This window comes from Micromonospora sp. NBRC 107095, from assembly GCF_030269705.1.
Lineage (GTDB): Bacteria > Actinomycetota > Actinomycetes > Mycobacteriales > Micromonosporaceae > Micromonospora > Micromonospora parva.
Genome location: NZ_BSTU01000001.1, coordinates 1,158,603 through 1,179,942, shown reverse-complemented (window position 1 = coordinate 1,179,942; position 21,340 = coordinate 1,158,603). Strand labels below are relative to the sequence as shown.

The window sequence follows — 21,340 nt, the reverse complement described above, 5'->3', positions numbered from 1 at the left end:
TGCGGGGCTCCGCTGCGCTGCACTCCTCGCGCTCACAGGACCTCCTCCGTGCCGGCTCGACGCAGGTAACCGAAGACCACCGCGAGGATCGCCGCCATCAGCAGGAACGACAGTGCGGCGCCCTGCGGGTAGTCCAGCCGGACCAGGAACGCCGAGTCGATGACGTTGCCGATCATGTATTCGTTCGGGGTGCCGAGCAGTTCGGCGTTGATGTAGTCACCACTGGCCGGGATGAAGAACAGCAGCGTGCCGGCGACCAGGCCGGGCATGGACAGCGGCAACGTCACCCGACGGAACGCCTGCGCCGGGCTGGCGTACAGGTCGGTGGCAGCCTCCAGCAGCCGGTGGTCCAACCGCTCCAGGCTCGCGTACAGCGGCAGCACCAGGAACGGCAGGAAGTTGTACGTCAGGCCGAGCACCACAGCGAACGGCGTGGCCAGCAGCCGACCGTCCGGGGCGAGCAGGTGCACGTCACGCAGCAGACCGACGAGCGCGCCGTTGTCCGACAGGATCGTCTTCCAGGCCAGCGTACGAACCAGGAAGCTGGTGAACATCGGCGCGACGACGCACACCAGCAGCAGGTTCTTCCACCGGCCGGCCTTCTGCGCGATCGCGTACGCCAGCGGGTAGCCGAGCAGCAACGCCAGCACCAGGGCCAGCCCGGCGTAGCCGAACGAACGCAGGAACTGCGGCCAGTACGCCTGCACCACATCCGGGTAGTTGCCGAACGCCCAGGTCATCGCGTACCCGGTGGAGAGCGAGCCGCTGGGGTCGTACAGGCTGGCCGCCGCCAACTGCACCAGCGGCACGCCGAAGAAGATGAGCAGCCAGGCCGCGCCGGGCAGCAGCAACAGGTACGGCAGGAGCCGGTTCCGCCCGGACCGGGCCGCCGGTGGCGTCGGCGGCGAGGCGGGCGCCGCGCTGCCACCCCGGTGGGCCAGGGCCGTCACCGGGCAGCTCCCAGAGGGTCCGCCACCGGCTCCGCCGGCACCACTGTCTGCTCCCCGTCCTCGTCTCCGGCGCGGGGCAGGACGAAGGAGTGGGCCGGGTGCCAGTAGGCGACCACCTCGGCACCGGGCGTCAACCGCACGGCCGGGTCGGCGTTCGCGGTGAAGACCGACATCTCCTGCCCCCACGCGGTCCGCAGCAGGTATTCGGTGCTGACCCCCGCATAGCAGATGTCGGTGAGCACGCCGTGGACCATGTTGCTGCCCTCGGGCACCAGCCCCGCATCCGCCACCAACTGCACCTTCTCCGGCCGCACACCGAGCCAGACAGAGCCTTGCGTGGTCCGGGCACGGGTGGCTGGGACCGCGAAACGGCCCCCGTACGCGCCGAGGAGCAGGTCGACGCCGGACGGCCCGGACACCTCGGCCGAGATCAGGTTCGACTGGCCGAGGAAGTTGGCCACGAACGGGTTGACCGGGTACTCGTAGATGTCGACAGGAGCCCCGAGTTGTTCGATGCGGCCGGCGTTCATGACGGCGACGGTGTCGGCCATCCACATCGCTTCCTCCTGATCGTGCGTCACGTGCAGGAAGGTGATGCCGACCTCGGTCTGGATGCGCTTCAGCTCGATCTGCATCTGTCGGCGCAGTTTCAGGTCGAGTGCGCCCAACGGTTCGTCGAGCAGCAGCACCTGCGGCCGGTTGATCAGGGCGCGGGCCAGCGCGACCCGCTGCTGCTGACCACCGGAGAGCTGGGCCGGACGGCGGTTGCCGTAGCCGTCGAGCTGCACCAGGGACAGCATCCGGGTGACCTCGTCGTCGACCGAGCGGATGCCGCGTCGGCGCAGCCCGAAGGCGACGTTCTCGAAGATGCTGAGGTGGGGGAAGAGCGCGTAGCTCTGGAAGACGGTGTTGACCGGTCGCTTGTACGGCCGCAGCCGGGCTATGTCCCGGTCACCGAGGAGCACCTGGCCGGTTGTGGGTTCCTCCAGGCCGGCGATCATCCGCAACGTGGTGGTCTTGCCGCAGCCGGACGCGCCGAGCAGCGCGAAGAACGAGCCCTGCTCGATGGTCAGGCTGAGGTCGTCGACGGCGGTGAAGACGCCGAAGCGTTTGGTGAGGTTGGCCAGGCGCAGGTCGCCGGCGGGTGTCTCGCGCGCCATCCCCGTCACGCCCCGATGACCTGCTGGAACTTGCCCTCGTACTCCCGTTCCTGCTTCTCGTCCAGGGCCATGAACACCTTGGATTTCGACAGCAGCGCCTCGTCGGGGAAGATCAACGGGTTCGCGGCCAACTCGGGGTCGATCTTCTCCATCTCGGCCTGCGCGCCCTTGACCGGGCAGATGTAGTTGACGTACGCGGCGAGCTTCGCGGCGACCGCCGGCTCGTAGTAGTAGTTGATCAGCGCTTCGGCGTTGCTCTTGTGGGTGGCCTTGTTGGGGACCATCATGTTGTCGCTGAACAGCATCACGCCGGAGTCGGGCGCGACGAAGCGCACCTTCTCGTCCTCGCCGGAGAGTTGGATGACGTCCCCGGACCAGCCGATGCACGCGGCGATGTCACCCTTGGCCAGGTCAGGCGCGTAGTCGTTGCCGGTGAACTTGCGGATCTGGCCGGAGTCGACGGCCTTCTTGAGTTTGTTGAGGGCGTCGTCGAACTGGGCGGCGGTGAAGTTCGCCGGGTCGTGTCCGTTCGACCCGAGCAGCAGACCCATGGTGTCGCGCATCTCGCTGAGCGCTGTCACCTTGCCCTTGAGGTCGGGGCGGGTGAGCAGCTCGTCCACTGTGCGCAGTTCCTTGGTGACGTTGCCGTTGTACGCCAGACCGGCGAGGCCGGACTGCCACGGGATGGAGATCCGGTTCTCAGTGTCGAAGGGGCGGTTGAGCAGCGACGGAAGCAGGTTGGCCTGCACGTTCGGGATGTTCGCCGGGTCCAGCTTCTGGATCCAGCCGAGCCGGATCATCCGGGCCGCCATCCAGTCGGTCAGCACGATGATGTCCCGGTCGGTGCTCTGGCAGGCGGCGAGCTGGTTCTGCACCTTGCCGAAGAACTCGTTGTTGTCGTTGATGTCCTCGGTGTAGGTCACCTGGATGCCGGTCTTCGTGATGAACTCGTCGAGGCTCGGTCGCTTGGACTCGTCCTTCTCGTCCACGTCCATGTACTGCGGCCAGTTGGCGAAGGCGAGCTTCTTCTCGGCGCCGGAGAGGTCCTCGCTGACACACCCGGCTTCGGTCTGCTGCGCGCCCTTGGTGCCGCAGCCCGCGAGGCTGCCGCCCATGGTGAGCAGGGCGGCCGAACCGAGAGTGCCGGTGAGCAGTCCACGCCGGGAGAGGGGCCGGAGGGGAGTACGCATGACGACTCCTAGGGGTCATCGTCGGCGGGCGGGACGGGGAGGCGCGCCGGCGGGAATGTCGGGAGGATGAAGTGCCATGGACGACTGATCCTGACATGAGGTGACCTCCCTTACAAGGGATTCCGTTGCGGGAATAGCGATGTACGACGAAATACGCCAGACTACGCGGGGATACACGCGCGACATCACGATTCGGGATATGGGGAGCGGGCAATGACAAACCGGCAGCACGAGAACAGCAACGGCGGTCGACGCGTCGCTGTCCGTGACGGTGCCAATCACGCTCTGCTGGATGACGTGGCCAAGCAGATCATCGAGCAGCTCCAGGAGGACGGCCGCCGCCCCTACGCGACGATCGGCAAGGCGGTGGGGCTGTCCGAGGCGGCGGTCCGCCAGCGGGTGCAGCGGCTGCTCGACTCCGGCGTGATGCAGATCGTGGCGGTGACCGACCCGCTCCAGCTCGGCTTCCCCCGGCAGGCGATGATCGGCCTGCGTACCGACGGCGACCTGGAGGCGGTCGCGGACCGGCTGGCCGAGCTGGAGGAGGTCGACTACGTGGTGATCACCGCGGGCTCGTTCGACCTGCTCACCGAGGTGGTCTGCCGCAACGACGACCACCTGCTGGAGATCCTGCAACGGCTGCGCGCCGTGCCCGGGGTGCTCTCCACCGAGGCGTTCGTCTATCTCAAGCTGCGCAAGCAGACCTACACCTGGGGCACGGCCTGAGCTTGCTTTGATCAACTCGGCTTTCTGGAAGTCGGGGCGTCCGGGCCGCCCTGATGCCCCGGCTTCCGTCAACCCGAGTGGATCGAGCCGGCGGCCGAGGGGGAGCTACCACCGGTCAGACCCTTTGGAGTTGATGTCGCAAACGATTCAGCGGCGGGCGGGCGCGACCCGGACCGCTGAGCGGCACCCCGACCGGCGGCCGTGATGTCGCAAACGATTCAGCTCCAAAGGCAGCCACCAGCACACCTCCGACCCCTGCCGAAGACTCCCGCCGGCCACCGACGAACCAGCCAGCATCAGTACGGATTCCGTTGCGTCCATGACGGCCGCACGCTGAATCCGTCGTCAACGGTCGGCGATACCGCCGATAACACTTGCTTCGGACCGTGAAACTGTGCGATAACCGTTGGCAGAGCGGCCGGCCTCACCCCGTTGACCGGCCCGACGACCGATGGGGCTGACATGGCCAACGCCACCGACCACCTCTGGATGCACTTCACCCGGATGGCGAGCTACTCCGCCGGCGAGGTGCCGACCATCGTGCGCGGCGAGGGTGCGTACGTGTGGGACGCGCAGGGCCGCCGCTACCTCGACGGGCTGGCCGGGCTCTTCGTGGTCAACGCCGGCCACGGCCGCACCGAGCTGGCGGAGGCCGCCGCCAAGCAGGCCGGCGAGCTGGCCTACTTCCCACTCTGGTCGTACGCCCACCCGAAGGCCGTCGAGCTGGCCGAGCGGATCGCCACGCTCACCCCCGGCGACCTCAACCGCATCTTCTTCACCACCGGTGGCTCCGAGGCCGTCGAGGCGGCGTGGAAGCTGGCCCGCGCCTACTTCAAGCGCACCGGCAAGCCTAACAAGTACAAGGTGATCAGCCGTTACATCGCCTACCACGGCACCTCCATGGGCGCACTGTCGATCACCGGCCTGCCCGGCATCAAGAGCGACTTCGAGCCACTGGTCCCAGGCGCGATCAAGGTGCCGAACACGAACTACTACCGGGCGCCCGAGCACGGCGACGACCCCGAGGCGTTCGGCCGTTGGGCCGCCGACGAGATCGGTCGGGCCATCGAGCGGGAGGGGCCGGACACGGTCGCCGCGGTCTTCCTTGAGCCCGTGCAGAACTCCGGCGGCTGCTTCCCACCCCCGCCCGGCTACTTCGACCGGGTACGGGAGATCTGCGACGCGCACGACGTGCTGCTCGTCTCGGACGAGGTGATCTGCTCGTGGGGCCGGTTGGGTGAGTACTTCGGCGCGGTGCGCTACGGCTACCAGCCGGACATCATCACCACCGCCAAGGGCATCACCTCCGGCTACGCCCCGCTCGGCGCGATGATCGCCAGCGACCGGCTGATGGAACCGTTCCTCACCGAGACCGGCATGTTCGCCCACGGGGTGACCTTCGGCGGGCACCCGGTCTCCTGCGCGGTGGCCCTGGCCAACCTGGAGGTCTTCGCCCGCGAAGACCTGGTCGGGCACGTACGCGCCAACGAGGCCGCCTTCCGGGCCACCCTGGAGAAGCTGTACGACCTGCCAATCGTCGGCGACGTCCGCGGCGACGGCTACTTCTACGGCATCGAACTGGTCAAGGACAAGACCACCCGGGAGACCTTCAACGAGGCCGAGTCGGAGCGCCTGCTGCGCGGCTTCCTCTCCACCGCCCTGTTCCAGGCGGGCCTCTACTGCCGGGCCGACGACCGGGGCGACCCCGTCATCCAGTTGGCCCCGCCCCTGATCGCCGAGCAGCAGCACTTCGACGAGATCGAACAGACCCTCCGCACAGTCCTAACCCAAGCCTGGACCAAGCTCTAACCCACCCACCCACCCATCTCCGTTGATCATGAAGTTATTGCCAGGACACGCCGAGGCAAGGGGCAATAACTTCATGATCAACGCCGAAACGGCGGAGGGCCGGGGGGTTAGTGGTTGGGGGGGATTACTCGGAGGTGGCCTCGGCGGCCGGTCTGGTGGGGATTCTCCGAGTGGTGCTGGTCCGGCTCCGGGGGGCGGGGGGCCGGGCGGGCGGCTTCGCGGACCGCTTCGGCCAACGCGACCAGGTCGTCGGTGGTGGGCGGCGGCGGCTCGAACTCGCCCTCGTGCCGGACGACGTCCCAGCCCCGCGGGGCGGTGAGGCTGCGGGCGTGCGGCTCACACAGGTCGTACGTGTGTGGCTCGGCGAACGCCGCCAGTGGCCCCACCACCGCTGTCGACTCGTTGTAGACATAGGTCAATGTGGCGACCGCTTGCCGGGGGCAGCCGTTACGGGAGCAGCGCCGTGGTGACCTCACGTGCGGCAGGGTATCTCCATTACCGGGTCCGGCGCATCGGTTCGCGTTGCGACACGCCCGTCATGGTGATCACAGTCGACCGCCCTGGGCGCGCCGCGCCACAGGATCGGCGCTGCCGCTGGCCAGCCCGACACGGGCGCTACCCTTTGCCTCATGACGAGCCCGGAACACCGCCGCCCCGGCTCGGGCCGGCGTGCGCATCGGGACCGGCACGGGCGCGGCCTGCGCGGGCGGCTGGTCCCGGCCACCGTGCCCCTGGCGCGGACCAAGGCCGAGGTCTTCGACGACCTGGTTCTGGACACCGTCGAGACGTTGGAGCGTCGGTTCGCCAAGGAGCTGGCGGGTGTTGAGTTCGCGGTCGAGGACGTCCCGCCGGACCTGAACGTCTACGACTCGGATGTGCTGGAGGATGGCGAGGTCCCGCTGGCCCGGCTGCTGCCCGGTCGCCCGGGCCGGCAGGAGATGCCGCCGCGGATCGTGCTGTACCGACGGCCCCTGGAGTTCCGGGCGATGGACCGCGAGGACCTCGCCGATCTCGTCCATGACGTGATCATCGAACAGGTGGCGAACCTGCTCGGGGTGGACCCGGACGAGCTCGCCTGAGCCGACCTCCGAGCGGAGAGTCGGGCGGCCCCCACCGCCCCGACCTCACACACCGCCCCGACCTCAGACCGGTCAGGCGGCCCGCCGCTTCAACTTGCGCCGCTCCCGCTCGGAGAGCCCACCCCAGATGCCGAACCGCTCGTCGTGACCCAGAGCGTATTCAAGGCACTCGGTCTTGACCTCGCAACGCGAACAGATCCGCTTCGCCTCGCGGGTCGAGCCGCCCTTCTCGGGAAAGAACGCCTCGGGGTCGGTCTGCGAGCACAATGCCCGCTCCTGCCACTCCGGCGCGTTTCCGAGCAGGTCGGCCACCTCAAGCTGGCCGTCCATCAAATGCCTCCTTGTCGCGCACCGGCGTCATCGCCGCTGCAACCCCCCACGCGAAAGGCGTGCTTGTCCGTCCGGTCCCGTTTTGTTGCGTTCCGTGCGAACAACCCCATTCAAATTACACGCGTGTAATGCGTGCGCCGTCAAGCCAAACTTGATAATGGAGTCGCCCTCCCGACACCCTCGGCCGACCCACTCGGGCCGTCCAGCCTCGCAACCTGCCCTATCGATTCAGACCCCGGCCGAGTAACGCCCTCTCCGGCGAGTTGCCCGACTTTTCTCCCGTGGCGCTTCCCCGACGAGTCGCCGGCCGGACGGCACCGGAGACCTCCAACGCTAAGCTGATCTTGGTGGGAGACAGGTTAACGCGACGCGGCACAGACCGCCTGTCGAGCCGCAGACAGCACTCGCGCCCCGTCCATGATGTGGACGGGGCGCGGCGGTAGAACCGATTCGTCGAGATCAGTCAGTTGCTCCAAAACCGCTGCTCGGCCAGGCGAACTCAGCTATCTCTCCACCATGGACAGAAATCGTGCCGGCGGGCGTGCGGTCGTCCCACCAGACGGTATAGATCCCGCTCGCCAGACCGGGATAGACCGCACTGTGGAACGAGCCGTCCCGCACCCGGCGCTCGCGCACCGCCGAGTGGACCCGCCGGTCGCCGTCGCGACTGATCTCGATCTCCCGTCCCTGCAGATCCCGACCCGTGTAGACGATCAGGGCACCGGTGTCGCCACCCAGATCCAGGACCACACTCCCGGTCTCCGACGGCCCGTACTCATGCCCGTGCATCCGCCCACCCTCCTGCGCGGTCAGGACGCCGCCGACGGGTTGTTGAACCCGTCGTACGGCGTACCCAGGTAGGGGAAGTTCGCGAGGAACGGCGCTGTCACATCGGCGGCGCTCAGCCCCGGGGTGACAGCGGCGGCCGCCGCGTCCGGTCGGAACGTCTTGTCGACCAGCGGCACGGTGACCCCGGCGATCGCCCGCAACGCGATGCTGACCACGTCGTCACCGACCCGCCGCCCGTTCGGGAACCCGGCCAGGTCGCCACCGAGCACCCCGAACCGGTCCGGACGCCTGGCCGGCGGGATCGCGGTGTTCAGGCGCAGCAGGTCGGCCTGCACGTCGCCGGTGGCGTTGGTGAAGCCGTCGATCAGCCCGGCCGGTACGCCGGTGAGCAGGATCGCCACCAGGTCGGCTCGGACCTTCTTCGCCTTGGTGAGCTTGTCGAGGTTGGGGAAGACGTCCGGGTAGAGCGCCGGCAACAACGCCGCCAACTCAGGCTGCTCGACGAACCGCGCGAACCGCTTGTCCTCCGACGGCGGCAGCGAGTTCCACAGGTCCTTCTTGGACATCGGCACGATGACCTCGTTGAACAGGGGATTGCCCAGCCGCGAGACCTGGGTGAACGGGCCGGTGGCGGTGTCCGCGCCACCCCGGTCGCCGAGCACCCGCACCTGCTGGCGCGACGCCGACGTCCACACCCCGATCACCGATGCCGGGTCGGCGGCACCGTACCGGTTGGCGCGTCGACGCACCCGGTCCAGTGGCACCTGCACCGCGATGCTGTGCACGTTCATCCGGTCGGTGGCGTTGACCGGCTCCCCCTCAGCCTTGAAGATCTTCTTCCCGGCGACGTGCAGCTGCTGGAACGGCCGCAGCGTGCCGAGGTCGAAGATCGCCCCGAGGTCGACGAAGAACCCGTCCGCGCGCTGCCCGGCGAACACCCGCTCCCCCGTGGAGAGCGAGTATGTGGCCTGCCGCACCAGGTCGGCGTACTTCGGGGTGGACAGCGGGCCGACGTTGCACGGCGGGCACTGCAGCTTGTGCGCCAGCCGGTGCTCGCGGCCGTCGGCCACCCGGGTCAGGCTGTAGAACTGCCGGCGGTTCCAGTTCTCGCTGTCCAGCGAGTCGATCGGACCGGTGTTGTAGAGAAAACTGTTCGGGTTGGTGATCTCGGTGGTGAATTCGAACCGGTAGGTGACATCCGGGCGACCGTCGCCGTCGTTGTCGATATGGATTTCGTACCGCACGTCGTCGCCGAACTCGAAGAAGTTCGGGCCCCCGGAAGGGAGCTGCAACGGCACGTAGTTGGCGATCAACGTGACCGTGTCGCGTTTGTCGGGGCTGACGAACGCGTAAAGGTCGGAGCTGTCGGCGACCGGATCCTTGGCTATCTCCGGGGCCTCGCGGTGGGAAGACATGACGGACCAACCTCACTGGGCGGGGACTGATGGCGGGGCGGACTGTCGGGGTCAGCGCCGGGCGGCGCGCCGCAGCCGGTCCGCGAGGCCACGGTCGCGTACCTCGATGCGCGCCTCACCGACGAAGATGTCCATCGTCGCGGAGTCGCGCAGGTGCACGACGATCGGTTCGTCGGCACTCCCGGCCGTACCCGGGGCGTTCTGCGCGGCCGACAGGCCCGGCACGGTGAGCGCGGCGGCGCCGAGGGTGGCGCTGGCCGCGGCGGTCAACGTCTGCCGGCGGGTCAGTCGCGGCCACTGCCGCTTCCGCTGATCACTGGTCATGGGCAACCTTTCCGGCGGTGGCGCCAACGCGCCCGCGGAGACGGACGGGTCCGACGCCGCCTCGCGACACCGCCGGGCCCCTGAGGGGACACCGGTGGCGGTCCTCGCCGTGACCGCCACCGGCACCGCGTGGTACGGCCGGCGGCGGGGAAAGGTTCGACGTCAGGGCCGGGCGTGACCGTACGCGGTCGTTCGCTTGCGCGCCGGACGTCCGGCCGCCTTCGCGATGGCCCGCAACTGCTCCTCGGTACGCGCCGACCCGTTGTCGGAGCCGGCCATCCGGGAGATCGTCTCCTCCATCAGCGTGCCGCCGAGGTCGTTGCAACCACCCTGGAGCATCGCGACGGTGCCCTCGTCACCCAGCTTCACCCAGGAGCACTGGATGTTGTCGATCCGGCCGTGCAGCAGCAACCGGGACATGGCGTGCACCACCCGGTTCTCCCGCCAGGTCGGGCCCGGTCGGGCGATCCCGGCCAGGTAGATCGGAGCATTGGTGTGCACGAACGGCAACGCCACGAACTCGGTGAACCCACCGGTGCGGTCCTGCACCCCGGCCAGCACCCGGAAGTGCGCCAGCCACTGCCCGGGGTGGTCGACGTGGCCGTACATCATCGTGGAGCTGGACCGGATGCCCAGCTCGTGTGCGGTGCTGACCACCTCGACCCAGGCGGCGGCCGGGAGTTTGCCCTTGGTGAGCACCCAGCGCACGTCGTCGTCGAGGATCTCGGCGGCGGTGCCCGGGATGGTGTCCAGCCCGGCCTCGCGGAGCTGGAGCAACCACTCGCGGACCGGCACGCCGGCCTTCGCGGCGGCGGTGACGATCTCCATCGGGGAGAACGCGTGCACGTGCATCTCGGGCAGCCGGGCCTTGATGGCGCGCACGATGTCGGCGTACCCGGTCACCGGCATCTTCGGGTCGATGCCGCCCTGCAGGCACACCTCGCTGGCACCGGCCGCCCACGCCTGCTCGGCCCGGTCCGCGACCTGCTCGACGGAGAGCCGGTACGCGTCGGCGTCCCGCTCGCGCTGGGCGAAGGCGCAGAACCGGCAGCCCACGTAGCAGACGTTGCTGAAGTTGATGTTGCGGTTGACCACGTAGGTCACGTCGTCGCCGACCGTGTCGCGGCGCACGTCGTCGGCGAGGCGGCACAATTCGTCGAGCGCCGGCCCGTCCGCCGCGAACAACGCCAGCGCCGCGTCGGTGTTGGCGGGTTCGAGCAGCGCCGCCGGGTCGTCGGCGGCGAGCCGCAGACCCGCCGCCAGGTCCCGGTCCGCACCACTGCCGGCCGCCACCGGGGGTACGCCCGCCCGCCGCGCCGCCGCCTCCGGGGTTACCTTGTCGGCCACCTCGGCCCAGTCGCCGTAGACGCTGTCGAAGTCACCCCGCCGGTCGTCGGTGCGGCCGGTGGTGTCGATGGTGGCGTGCAGGTCGGTCCGGCCGCCGAACGTCTCCTCCGGCTCCTGCCAGGGGCGGCCCTGCGGCACCGCCGACTCGACCGCCATGCCGGTGGCCGGGTCGGCCAGCGCGCTCACGTGCGGCAGCAGCCTCGGGTCGAGCCACGGGTCGCCCGCGCGCACGTACTCGGGGTAGATCGTCAACCGCTCGCGCAACGTGAACCCGGCCAGCTCGCTGTGCCGGGCCAACTCCTCGATCTGCGGCCACGGACGCTCCGGGTTGACGTGGTCCGGGGTGAGCGGCGAGACGCCGCCCCAGTCGTCGATGCCGGCGCGCAGCAGCAGGTCGTACTCGCCGGCGATGAGGTTCGGCGGGGCCTGGATGCGGGCCTTCGGGCCGAGCAGCAACCGCGCCACCGCCACCGTGGCGGCCAGATCGTGCAGCTCCGCGTCGGGCATGCCACGCATCGCCGTGTCCGGCTTGGCGCGGAAGTTCTGCACGATCACCTCCTGGAGGTGGCCGTACTCCCGGTGGGCGCGACGGATCGCGAAGAGCGCGTCCACCCGCTCGGCCGGGGTCTCCCCGATGCCGATCAGGATCCCGGTGGTGAACGGCACCCCGACCCGGCCGGCGTCGTCGAGCACCCGCAGCCGTACCGCCGGTTCCTTGTCCGGTGACCCGAAGTGCGGGCCGCCCGGCTCGGACCAGAGCCGGGTGGCTGTCGTCTCCAGCATCATGCCCATGCTGGGCGCGACCGGCTTGAGCCGCTGCAACTCCGACCAGGACAGCACCCCCGGGTTGAGGTGCGGCAGCAGGCCGGTTTCCTCCAGCACCGCCACCGCACAGGCCCGCAGATAGTCGAGGGTCGAGTCGTAACCGCGTTCGTCCAGCCAGGTCCGGGCCGCCGGCCACCGTTCCTCCGGCCGGTCACCCAGGGTGAACAGCGCCTCCTTGCAGCCCTGCTCGGCACCGGCCCGGGCGATCGCGAGGACCTCGTCGCGGTCCAGGAACGGCGCCGGCAGGCGGTGCGGCACTGTCGCGAACGTGCAGTAGTGGCAGCGGTCCCGGCACAGCCGGGTCAGCGGGATGAAGACCTTTTTGGAGTACGTGACCACACCCGGCCGCCCGGCGTCCCGCAGCCCGGCGTCGCGGATCCCACCGGCCAACCGGAGCAGCTCGTCCAGAGCCTCACCGCGAGCGGAGAGCAACGCGGCCGCCTCGTCGACGTCCAGCGCCCGCCCGCTGGCGGCCCGGCCCAGGGCCCGCCGCACGCTCGCCTCGCTGGGACCGGAGTGGGTGCGATCAACCATCCGCTCACCCTATGCGCAGCGCTGCGCCACCCAACCAGTCCCGGCCCGCACCGTGGGAAAGGGCACTGAACGATCACAGCGGCGCCTGCCGCGACCGGAGGTGACGGAACCCGCTGGCAGCCGTCCGTCAACCACCCGACCTCGTCGATCACGGCGGTCACCGCACCCGGAGGTCACCACACACCGGCGGTCACCGCACGCCGGGCCGCTTCGCTCCCCACGGCTGGCAATCTTGGACAGTTTCCGTCAGCTCGGAACGGAAAGTGTCCAAGATCTACGTTGCCTGCCCGCTCCCCCGCCCCGCGCGGCCCGGTCGGGCCGCGCGGGGCGGGCGGGGCGGGCGAGCGGGCGGGTGGAGATGCCTGACCGTGCCCCTCGGTGAGCCGAGCTCCGTTACCAACCGCGCGAGGGCTGCTGATCGGGTGACGTCAGCGGGGTTGATCCGGGTGGTCGTTCGGCTTGATGTGCTGGGTGCGGTCGCTGTCCGGGTCGGCGGGGCGGGAGATGACCTCGGTCGGGTCGGCCGACTGGCGCGGGATGGCCTGCGTGGGGTCGGCCGACGGCGGCTGCCCGAACGGGGGCGCGGCCGGGGACGGCGACTGCGGGGCCGGGCTGGCCGGCGGCGCGGACTGCGGCGCGGCCGGGAACGGCGGGGCGGACTGCGGGTGCGGCGGGGCCGACTGCGGAGCCTGGAACGGCGGCGACTGCTGGCCGAACTGACCGGCCTGCGGGTAACCGGCCGACTGACCGGCCTGGGGATAACCACCCGGCTGACCGGCCTGCGGGTAACCACCCGGCTGGCCGGGGGCGGGCCAACCGCCCTGCGGCTGGCCACCGGGCTGACCGGGAGCCGGCCACCCGCCCTGCTGCTGCGGCCAGCCCGGCTGCGGCTGGCCGTAGACGCCCGGCTGCGGCTTGGGTCGCGGCACGTAGTAGTGGGCGCGCCAGATGGTGTAGACCACCCAGGCGGCGATCGCGAAGATCACCATCCAGGCGAACCGGGTGAGCACACCGAGCAGCGCGTCGAGCACCTCGGCCTCGGCCAGCCGGCCCACCGTCCAGATCAGCATGGTCAGCGTGCCGAACAGGGCGCTGACCGCGTACTCGATCAGGGCGGCCTGGGTGATCAGCTTCGCCTTCGCCAGCACCGGCGAGATGTGCGTGGCCAGCAGCACCGCCAGCACGGGCAGAGTCACCGCCTCCACCCCGACGAACGCGTAGAAGGCGCTGCCCGCCCGATCGGTGAAGGAGCTGTAGTCGTTCGGGGCGACCAACCGGAGCAGGCCCACGAAGAGGAACACGGCGTTGGCGCCGAGCAGCGCGAGCGCGGCGAGCTCACGTAGTGGCTTGGTCAGCTGGCGGGCCTGTGTCGCGTCAGCGGACGCGGGCTCGGTGGGGCTGGTCACGAGCTCCCCCTCGGGGCAGGAACGGACAGGGCGCACGTGAGCCTAGTCTCGCGGGCCACCGACGGATCGGAGGCGTCACGTGCGCGAGGATGGTCGACATGCGCATCGTGGTTCTGGCCGGCGGCATCGGCGGCGCCCGGTTCCTGCTCGGGGTCCGGGCGTACGCCCGTGACGTCGGCGCGGAGGTGACCGCCGTGGTCAACGTCGGCGACGACCTGTGGTTACACGGGTTGAAGATCTGCCCCGACCTGGACAGCGTCATGTACACGCTCGGCGGGGGTGCCGACCCGGAGCGGGGTTGGGGCCGGGTCGGCGAGAGTTGGACGGTCAAGCAGGAGTTGGCCGCGTACGGGGCACAGCCGACCTGGTTCGGCCTCGGTGACAAGGACATCGCCACCCACCTGGTCCGCAGCACGATGCTCAACGGCGGTTACCCGTTGAGCGCGGTCACCGAGGCGCTGGCCAGCCGCTGGGAGCCGGGCGTGCGCCTGGTGCCGGCGACGGACGACCGGCTGGAGACCCACGCCGTGGTGGAGGACGACCAGGGGCAGCGGGCGATCCACTTCCAGGAGTGGTGGGTGCGGTACCGGGCGGACATCCCCACGCACCGTTTCGTGTTCGTCGGCGCGGAGACGGCGAAGCCGGCACCCGGGGTGCTGGACGCCATCGCCTCGGCCGACCTGGTGTTGATCGCGCCCAGCAACCCGGTGGTGAGCGTCGCGCCCGTGCTGGCCGTACCGGGGCTGCGGGAGGCCGTGGCGGGCGGACCGGCGCCGGTGGTGGGCGTCTCCCCGATCATCGGCGGCGCGCCGGTGCGGGGGATGGCCGACCGTTGTCTGGCCGTGCTCGGTGCCGAGTGCAGCGCGGCGGGGGTGGGCCGCCTCTACGGCGGTCGGGCCAGCGGCGGCCTGCTCGACGGTTGGTTGGTGGCCGAGGAGGACGCGGGCACGGTCGTGCCCGAGGTGACGGTCCGCGCGGTGCCGCTGCGGATGACCGACGAGGCGGCGACGGCGGCCATGGTCCGCGCCGCGGTGGAGTTGACGTGAGGTTGGAGATTCTGCCGGTGCTCGGCATCGGCCACGTGACCGAGGGCGACGACCTGGCGGCGTTGATCGCGACCGCCGCGCCGTGGCTGCGCAACGGCGACGTGCTGGTGGTCACCAGCAAGATCGTTTCCAAGGCGGAGGGGCGGCTGGTCGACGTGCCGGCGGACGGGCCGGAACGGCTTGCTGCCCGGGACGAGGTTTTGGCTGCTGAGACCGCCCGGGTGGTGGCCAGTCGGGGTGCGACCCGGATCGTGCAGACCCATCACGGCTTCGTGATGGCCTCGGCGGGGATCGACGCGTCGAACGTGGACAAGACCCGACTGGTGCTGTTGCCGGTCGACCCGGACGCTTCGGCCCGGGCCCTGCGGGACGCGCTGCGGGAGCGCTACGACCTGGACCTGGCGGTGATCATCAGCGACACGATGGGTCGACCCTGGCGCAACGGACTCACCGACGTGGCGCTCGGGGTGGCCGGGATGCCGGCCATTCGTGATCACCGGGGCGAGGTCGACCCGTACGGCAACGAGTTGCAGTTGACCCAGATGGCCGTGGTGGACGAGCTGGCGGGTGCCGGCGAGCTGATCAAGGGTAAGTGTGATCAGGTCCCGGTCGCGGTGGTGCGGGGCTACCTGCCCGCCAGCGAGCCGGACGACGCCGGTGGCGCGCAAGCGCTGATCCGCGACGCGGCACAGGATCTGTTCTCGCTCGGCACCGCCGAGGCCCGCGCCGCCGGGTTGGCCGACGCCGCCACCCTCGCCGATGGGCCCGGTCCGCTGCCAGCCGACCTGACCGCGGTGCGACGGGCGATCGACGCGGTCGCCGGGGTGGTCGCCCCCGGCACGGTCTTCACCGTGGTCGACGAGGCCGAGGTACGCGCTGGTCTGGTCGCCGAGATGCCCGGGTGGCCGGAGGGGGCCGCCCTGCTGCTCGGCTCGGCCCCGACCCCCGTCGAGCCGATGGGTCTGGTCCGCTTCGGCGCCGACCTGCACCGACTGCGCGTCGCCCTGGCCGCCGAGGGCATCGGGTCGACACTGTTGCCGCCACCGCCCGGCAGCCCGGCGAGCGCTGCCCTCGCCCTGTAGCCCCGCGAGCACCGCCCCGCCCGCTAGTCCCGCGAGCGCCGCCGACGCCAGGTAGCGGGGCGGCCGCCGCCGACGCCAGGTAGCGGGGCGCGGCCCTCGCCCGGTAGCCCGGCGGGTGCCGCCGGCGCGCTGGGGTGCCGGCGAATGCCTCATCCGGCGGGAGACGGCCGGGTCACGCGTCCAGCATGGCCCGGCCCAGCGGGGTCAGCGTGTGCAGCACACTGTTGCGTTCCCGGTGGCTGACCAGCAGGCCAGCGTTGCGCAGCACAGTGGCGTGCTGGCTCGCCGCGGCCGGTGAGATGTTGAGCTGGCGGGCGACCTCGCCGGTGGTGCAGCCCTCGTCGCTGGCCTGCAACACCGCCGCCCTAGTGCGGCCCAGCAGCGCGGCGAGTGATTCGCGGCCGGCACCGGGCGCGAATGCACCGTTGGCGTCGGTCGTCACCAGCCCGCCCAGCCGGTCTACCTGGTAGACCAGCACCGGTGGCAGTGCCGGGTCGAGCAGTGCGACCGGGATGGCCGCGCAGAAGAACGAGGGCACGAGCAGCAGCCCGCGGCCGTCCAGGTGCAGCTCCCGGCTGTGCGGGTAGCTGCGGATCTCCAGCACGCCACTGTCCCAGCGCATCGCCGGCCGGAAACTGGTGAGCAGGCCCTCGACACCGCCGTCGAGCAGCGCCCGGGCCCGTCGCGCGCGGTCCGCCGCCACCGCGGCCTGGATCCGACCCCAGTACGGGCTGATCGCCAGTGACCGGTACTGCTGCATCGACTCGGCCAGGTGGTGCAGCACCGACACCTCACCCCGGGCCAGCGCGGTCGCCGAGGAGGGCAGCTGATTCTCGGTGGCCAGCACGCTCAGGTCCCGGTGCAGCGACTCGACCGGTGTACGGCGCAGCGCGTCCAGCCCGGCCTCGAAGCCCTCGACGCTGGCGTACGGGGTGAGGAAGTCGGGGAAGTAACCGCGCGGCGGATTCAACGCGAAGAGCAGGCTGAGCTGCTCGGAGGCGGCGTCCTGGCGCAGCGCCCACGACACGCTGCGCCGCCAGTTGGCCGTCAGCGGATCGCGGGTGCGGCCGCGCAGCACGTGCAGGCTGAGGACCAGCTCCCAGACCGGGTCCGCCGCCGGCGCCACCCGGGTCCGGAGGATGTCCTCCCCAGAAAAGTGGATCTTCAGCATGGAGCGCTCCCGTGTCGCCGGCAGGGGGATGCCGGTTGACCGTTCGACTCTACCTGGACGGCAGTAATCTCCATCTTTAAGCCTGAACTGAAAAACCTCGACGCCCCCGGGGCCGGTTCGGCATGCTTCCACTGCCCGAACACGGCGCCGCGCGTCCTGGACGCCCGCGCCGCCGAGGCACCGGGACCGGGGAGGCCCCGGTGATCGGACGGCACCACGAGGGTCTGCGGCCCTTGCTCCGCAGAGGTGCCGTCCGGTCATCCCGCCCCCACGCCGGCCCAGCCGCCACCGCGCGCGACCGATGGTTCTCATCCGCACCGTGGGATCAGCCGGCCACCAGGAATTCGACGCGACGCGGGTCACCGAGGCCGGCCCACCGGGTGGACGCTCGTACAGTGGCGTGGTGCCCGACACCGTGATCACCGGTCCGACCGCTCAACCGACCAACCCCGAGGCGTACGCGGCGCTGCACGCCGACGCCACCGCGTTGCTGGAGGGCTGGCAGCCGACCAGCCCGGACGCGGCCGGCGCGCGGGACCGGACCCTCGCCCTGCTCGCCGCCGGTCCGGTCGCGATGAGCCGGCAGCACCGTCCGGGACACATCACCGCCAGTGCGCTGGTGCTGGACGCCACCGGCTCCCGGGTGCTGCTCTGCCTGCACGGCAAGTTCGGGCGGTGGGTGCAGCTCGGCGGGCACTGCGAGCCAACCGACGAGACCCTGGTCGCCGCGGCCCTGCGCGAGGCAACCGAGGAGTCCGGGATCGCCGGCCTGCGCATCGACCCGGTGCCGATCGACGTGGACGTGCACCAGGTGCAGTGTCAGGGCGGCTCGGCGCACCACGACGTCCGGTTCGCCGTGCTCGCCCCGCCCTCGGCGGTGGAGCAGGTCAGCGACGAGTCCGAGGCGCTGGGCTGGTTCCCGGCGGACCAGCTGCCCGAGCCGTTGGCCGGCGGGACCGTGCAGCTGGTCGCGCCGGCCCTCGCGGCCCTCAGACGTAGCCCTCTTCGCCTCGCTCCTTGAGCTCGTCGACCAGGGCCTTGACGTCCTGCGCCCGGTCGCGCGGGCAGACGAGCACCGCGTCGGGGGTGTCCACCACGATCAGGTCGTGCAGCCCGAGGACGGCCACCAGCCGACCCGACTGCGGCACGACCACGAGGTTGGTGCTGTCCCGCAGGAGCACGCCCGGCTTGGCTTCCGTGCCGAGCACCACGTTGTTCGTCTCGTCGGTCGGCAACACGTCGCCCAGGGTGTGGAAGTCACCGACGTCGTTCCAGCCGAAGTCGCCCGGCACTGTCGCGACCCGACCGGCAGTGGCCGCGCCCTCCATCACCGCGTAGTCGACGGAGATCTTCGGCAGCGTCGGCCAGATCGCGCCCAGGACGTCGTCCTGCTCCGGTGTGCCCCAGGCGGCGGCGATCGCGGCGACACCGGCGTGCAGCGCCGGCTGCTGGCGGGCCAACTCGGCGAGAAAGACGTCCACCCGCCACACGAACATGCTCGCGTTCCACAGGTGCCGGCCCGAACGGACGTACGCCTCGGCGACCTCGGCGGCCGGCTTCTCCTTGAACTCGGTCACCGGCCGCCACGGCACACCGTCGGTCGGGTCGCCGGTCTCCAGGTAGCCGTAGCCGGTCTCCGCGCGGGTCGGGGTGATCCCGACGGTCATCAGCATGCCCTGCTCGGCCCCGTGGACCGCCTCCTGGACCGTGCAGACCCAGCTGTCCGGGTCGCGGATCAGGTGGTCGGCGGCGAAGCTACCCATCACCGCGTTCGGATCGCGCGTCGCGATCACCGCGGCGGCCAGCGCGATCGCCGCGCAGGAATCCCGGGGAGAGGGCTCGACCAGGATGTTCTCCTCCGGCAGAACAGTCAGCTGCCGTGCCACCGCCGTGACGTGCGCGGCGCCGGTGACCACAAGGGTCCGATCCGGTGTGGTCAGCGGCGCGAGCCGTTCCACTGTCGCCTGGAGCAGCGAGGCGCTGGTGCCAGTGAGCGGGTGGAGGAACTTGGGATGGCCGGCACGGGACAACGGCCACAACCTTGTGCCGCTGCCACCTGCCGGAATGACCGCATAGAGCATCCGCACATCATGCCCGACGTACCTACCCAAAGTGGCCCGGGTCACCAGCAGTGGCGCGGCGGGTCAGGAGCGGGCGCGGCTCCACGCGGCGATGTGCACCTCGGCGCTGGACTCCCAGGTGAATTCCTTGGCCCTGTCGACCCCCGCCTTCGCCAGCGACAACCGCCGCTGCTCGTCGTCGAGCAGAGCGGCCAGGTCGATGCCGATCTGCTCCGGATCCTCCGAGGTGTACGCGACCGCGTCGCCGCCCACCTCGGGCAGGGAGAGCCGGGGCGTGGTCAGCACCGGGGCGGCGCACGCCATCGCCTCCAGGATCGGCAGCCCGAACCCCTCGCCGTAGGACGGGTACGCGGCGACCAGCGCGCCACCGAGGAAACCCGGCAGGTCGGCGTAGCGCAGGTAGCCGGGACGCAGCAGACGCAGGTGCGACGGCACCTCGGCCACCGCCCGGTCGATGTCGTCGTCGTGCCCCTGCCCACCGGCGATCACCAGGGCCGGCGGGTCGACCCGGTCAGCCACCGCCCGCGCCCACCCACGGATCAGGTTGGGCACGTTCTTCCGTGGCTCCTTGGCACCGAGGAACGCGACGTAGCTGCTGTTGCCCAACCCCAGCCGGGCGCGTACGCGGGCCTTCTCCTCCTCGGTGGGAGCGTGGAAGGCCGCCTGGTCGACGCCGTGGTAGGCCACGTCGATCCGCGTCGGGTCGGCGTCGAGCAGCCGGATCAGCTCGTCGCGGGTGGCCTTGCTGGGCACGATCACCCGGTCAGCGCGGCGCAGCGAGGTCTTGATGGCGCTGCGGAAGAACGTGCGGCGCGACTTGTCGTAATGCTCCGGCTCGGTGAAGAACGTCGCGTCGTGCACGGTGACCGTGACCGGACACCCGGCCCGCAGCGGGCAGGTGTAGAAGGGCGAGTGCAGCACGTGTGCGCCCACCTGCTGGGCGAGCAGCGGCAGGCCGGTCTGCTCCCAGGCCAGCCGGGCCGGACGGTGCGCCACGGCGGCCGGGGCGGGGATGATCTCCGCGCCGGGCAGCATGCGGGTGTAACGCTCCAGGTCGGTGCGGAGACTGACCACCGCCAGTTCCACCCCCGACCCGCACACCTTGCCGAGGGCACCGAGCAGACCGTCGACGTATCGACCGACACCACCACGGTCGGCGGGGACACTCGTGGCGTCGATGAGCACGCGGGGCGGGCGACCGGCGGTCACGGGGCGACTCCTTGTACTGGCGGGTCTGTGGGGAACAACACTCCGGGGGTCAAGCCTACGCCGGGGCGCGGGGCCGACGCTGACTGCGACCCGACGGTACGCCGACTTGTCATCGTCATTGAGTACGGCCCGCACTGGCGTATCGTTCGCGCCGATGGCCGACAACATTGCCCGGGTGTTCGCCGACGCGATCGCGACCGACCCGACCCGACCGCTGCTCACCTGGTACGACGACGCCACCGGCGACCGCACCGAACTCTCCGGCGCCACGCTGGCGAACTGGGTGGCGAAGACCGCCAACCTTCTCGTCGACGAGGTCGGCCTCGCGCCGGGCACCCCGGCCGCTGTGCTGCTGCCGCCACACTGGCAGACCGCCGCGGTGCTGCTGGGCTGCTGGTCGGCCAAGCTGAGCGTGGTCGACACACCGGGTGACGTGGGCGTGCTCTTCGCCGCCGTGGACCAGTTCGACGAGGCGCAGTCCTGGCCCGCCGACGAGCGGTACGCCCTCGGGCTGGCCCCGCTCGCCGCCCCGCTGCGGCAGGTGCCGCCCGGGTTCGCCGACTACGTCGTCGAGGTACGCGGACACGGTGACCACTTCACGCCGCAGTCCGGTCCAGGCCCCACCGACGCGCACCTGCTGAGCCACGCCGAGGCCCGTGCCACCGAATTGGGCATCGAGTCCGGCGCACGGGTCCTCGTGGACGCCACCCGCCACCCCGATCCGGTCGACTGGCTGCTGGCCCCGCTGACCCGGGCCGCCACCGTGGTCCTCTGCGCCAACCCGGACCCGGCCCGCCTGGCCTCCCGGCTGACTGCGGAAAAAGTCACCCACTCCCTCCGCTAGCTCCCGTTTCCGCTCCGGCGCGG

Annotated in this window: 20 protein-coding genes; 7 read left to right on the top strand and 13 right to left on the bottom strand. The window is 70.8% G+C overall.

What is annotated here, in order from left to right; translation table 11 throughout:
• Positions 1–32: 32 nt before the first annotated feature.
• Genes QSK15_RS05600 through QSK15_RS05590 form a run of 3 tightly spaced genes read right to left on the bottom strand, consistent with a single transcriptional unit; the run spans position 33 to position 3,300 of the window.
• Positions 33–950 (bottom strand): ABC transporter permease, encoded by a 918-nt coding sequence (locus QSK15_RS05600; protein WP_285793187.1) that lies wholly within the window; start codon positions 948–950, stop codon positions 33–35.
• On the bottom strand, positions 947–2,110 hold the full coding sequence (locus tag QSK15_RS05595) for an ABC transporter ATP-binding protein (RefSeq protein WP_285793186.1): 1,164 nt from the start codon (positions 2,108–2,110) through the stop codon (positions 947–949). The genes QSK15_RS05600 and QSK15_RS05595 overlap by 4 nt, the downstream gene beginning before the upstream one ends.
• A gap of 5 nt (positions 2,111–2,115) precedes the next feature.
• Positions 2,116–3,300, bottom strand: a complete 1,185-nt coding sequence (locus tag QSK15_RS05590; RefSeq protein ID WP_285793185.1) for a polyamine ABC transporter substrate-binding protein — start codon at positions 3,298–3,300, stop codon at positions 2,116–2,118.
• Between the two features lie 213 nt (positions 3,301–3,513).
• On the opposite strand from QSK15_RS05590, the gene QSK15_RS05585 reads away from it, so the two are divergent.
• Positions 3,514–4,026 carry an Lrp/AsnC family transcriptional regulator gene (locus QSK15_RS05585; protein ID WP_030338307.1) on the top strand — a complete coding sequence of 171 codons (513 nt, stop codon included), beginning with the start codon at positions 3,514–3,516 and terminating at the stop codon, positions 4,024–4,026.
• Between the two features lie 462 nt (positions 4,027–4,488).
• On the top strand, positions 4,489–5,835 hold the full coding sequence (locus tag QSK15_RS05580) for an aspartate aminotransferase family protein (RefSeq protein ID WP_285793184.1): 1,347 nt from the start codon (positions 4,489–4,491) through the stop codon (positions 5,833–5,835).
• Between the two features lie 107 nt (positions 5,836–5,942).
• Here the strand turns inward: QSK15_RS05580 and QSK15_RS05575 are convergent, their stop codons facing one another.
• On the bottom strand, positions 5,943–6,311 hold the full coding sequence (locus tag QSK15_RS05575; RefSeq protein WP_030338263.1) for a DUF3499 domain-containing protein: 369 nt from the start codon (positions 6,309–6,311) through the stop codon (positions 5,943–5,945).
• A gap of 153 nt (positions 6,312–6,464) precedes the next feature.
• Here QSK15_RS05575 and QSK15_RS05570 point away from each other — a divergent pair, with 153 nt between their 5' ends.
• On the top strand, positions 6,465–6,914 hold the full coding sequence (locus QSK15_RS05570) for a metallopeptidase family protein (RefSeq protein ID WP_030338265.1): 450 nt from the start codon (positions 6,465–6,467) through the stop codon (positions 6,912–6,914).
• 72 nt (positions 6,915–6,986) lie between these two features.
• On the opposite strand, the gene QSK15_RS05565 is transcribed toward QSK15_RS05570, so the two are convergent.
• From QSK15_RS05565 to QSK15_RS05540, 6 genes are all read right to left on the bottom strand, one after another.
• Positions 6,987–7,244, bottom strand: coding sequence for a WhiB family transcriptional regulator (locus tag QSK15_RS05565; protein ID WP_007455784.1), 258 nt, complete (start codon positions 7,242–7,244; stop codon positions 6,987–6,989).
• 459 nt (positions 7,245–7,703) lie between these two features.
• Positions 7,704–7,994, bottom strand: coding sequence for a phospholipase (locus QSK15_RS05560; RefSeq protein WP_285793183.1), 291 nt, complete (start codon positions 7,992–7,994; stop codon positions 7,704–7,706).
• A gap of 59 nt (positions 7,995–8,053) precedes the next feature.
• Positions 8,054–9,448 (bottom strand): DUF4331 domain-containing protein, encoded by a 1,395-nt coding sequence (locus tag QSK15_RS05555; protein ID WP_285793182.1) that lies wholly within the window; start codon positions 9,446–9,448, stop codon positions 8,054–8,056.
• Between the two features lie 51 nt (positions 9,449–9,499).
• On the bottom strand, positions 9,500–9,772 hold the full coding sequence (locus QSK15_RS05550) for a hypothetical protein (RefSeq protein ID WP_285793181.1): 273 nt from the start codon (positions 9,770–9,772) through the stop codon (positions 9,500–9,502).
• 162 nt (positions 9,773–9,934) lie between these two features.
• Positions 9,935–12,478: a bifunctional FO biosynthesis protein CofGH gene (locus QSK15_RS05545; RefSeq protein ID WP_285793180.1), complete on the bottom strand. Its 2,544-nt coding sequence runs from the start codon at positions 12,476–12,478 to the stop codon at positions 9,935–9,937.
• Between the two features lie 428 nt (positions 12,479–12,906).
• Positions 12,907–13,884 (bottom strand): hypothetical protein, encoded by a 978-nt coding sequence (locus QSK15_RS05540; RefSeq protein ID WP_285793179.1) that lies wholly within the window; start codon positions 13,882–13,884, stop codon positions 12,907–12,909.
• A gap of 98 nt (positions 13,885–13,982) precedes the next feature.
• On the opposite strand from QSK15_RS05540, the gene cofD reads away from it, so the two are divergent.
• Entirely contained in the window at positions 13,983–14,930 is a 948-nt protein-coding gene (gene cofD / locus QSK15_RS05535; protein ID WP_285793178.1) for a 2-phospho-L-lactate transferase, read from the top strand.
• Positions 14,927–16,012, top strand: a complete 1,086-nt coding sequence (locus tag QSK15_RS05530; RefSeq protein ID WP_285793177.1) for a coenzyme F420-0:L-glutamate ligase — start codon at positions 14,927–14,929, stop codon at positions 16,010–16,012. The genes cofD and QSK15_RS05530 overlap by 4 nt, the downstream gene beginning before the upstream one ends.
• Before the next feature lie 172 nt (positions 16,013–16,184).
• On the opposite strand, the gene QSK15_RS05525 is transcribed toward QSK15_RS05530, so the two are convergent.
• Entirely contained in the window at positions 16,185–17,183 is a 999-nt protein-coding gene (locus tag QSK15_RS05525) for an ArsR/SmtB family transcription factor (protein ID WP_285793176.1), read from the bottom strand.
• A 403-nt stretch (positions 17,184–17,586) separates the two neighbouring features.
• On the opposite strand from QSK15_RS05525, the gene QSK15_RS05520 reads away from it, so the two are divergent.
• Entirely contained in the window at positions 17,587–18,204 is a 618-nt protein-coding gene (locus tag QSK15_RS05520) for an NUDIX hydrolase (protein WP_285793175.1), read from the top strand.
• Here QSK15_RS05520 and QSK15_RS05515 read toward each other — a convergent pair.
• Positions 18,173–19,264: a mannose-1-phosphate guanylyltransferase gene (locus tag QSK15_RS05515; protein WP_285793174.1), complete on the bottom strand. Its 1,092-nt coding sequence runs from the start codon at positions 19,262–19,264 to the stop codon at positions 18,173–18,175. The two genes, QSK15_RS05520 and QSK15_RS05515, sit on opposite strands and share 32 nt — an antisense overlap.
• 63 nt (positions 19,265–19,327) lie before the next feature.
• The gene (locus QSK15_RS05510) at positions 19,328–20,473 is read right to left on the bottom strand and encodes a glycosyltransferase family 4 protein (protein ID WP_030338285.1); all 1,146 of its coding nucleotides are present in this window, start codon (positions 20,471–20,473) and stop codon (positions 19,328–19,330) included.
• 154 nt (positions 20,474–20,627) lie between these two features.
• Here QSK15_RS05510 and QSK15_RS05505 point away from each other — a divergent pair, with 154 nt between their 5' ends.
• Complete coding sequence (locus QSK15_RS05505; protein ID WP_285793173.1) at positions 20,628–21,317, top strand: TIGR03089 family protein; 690 nt, start codon at positions 20,628–20,630, stop codon at positions 21,315–21,317.
• The last annotated feature ends 23 nt before the right edge of the window (positions 21,318–21,340 follow it).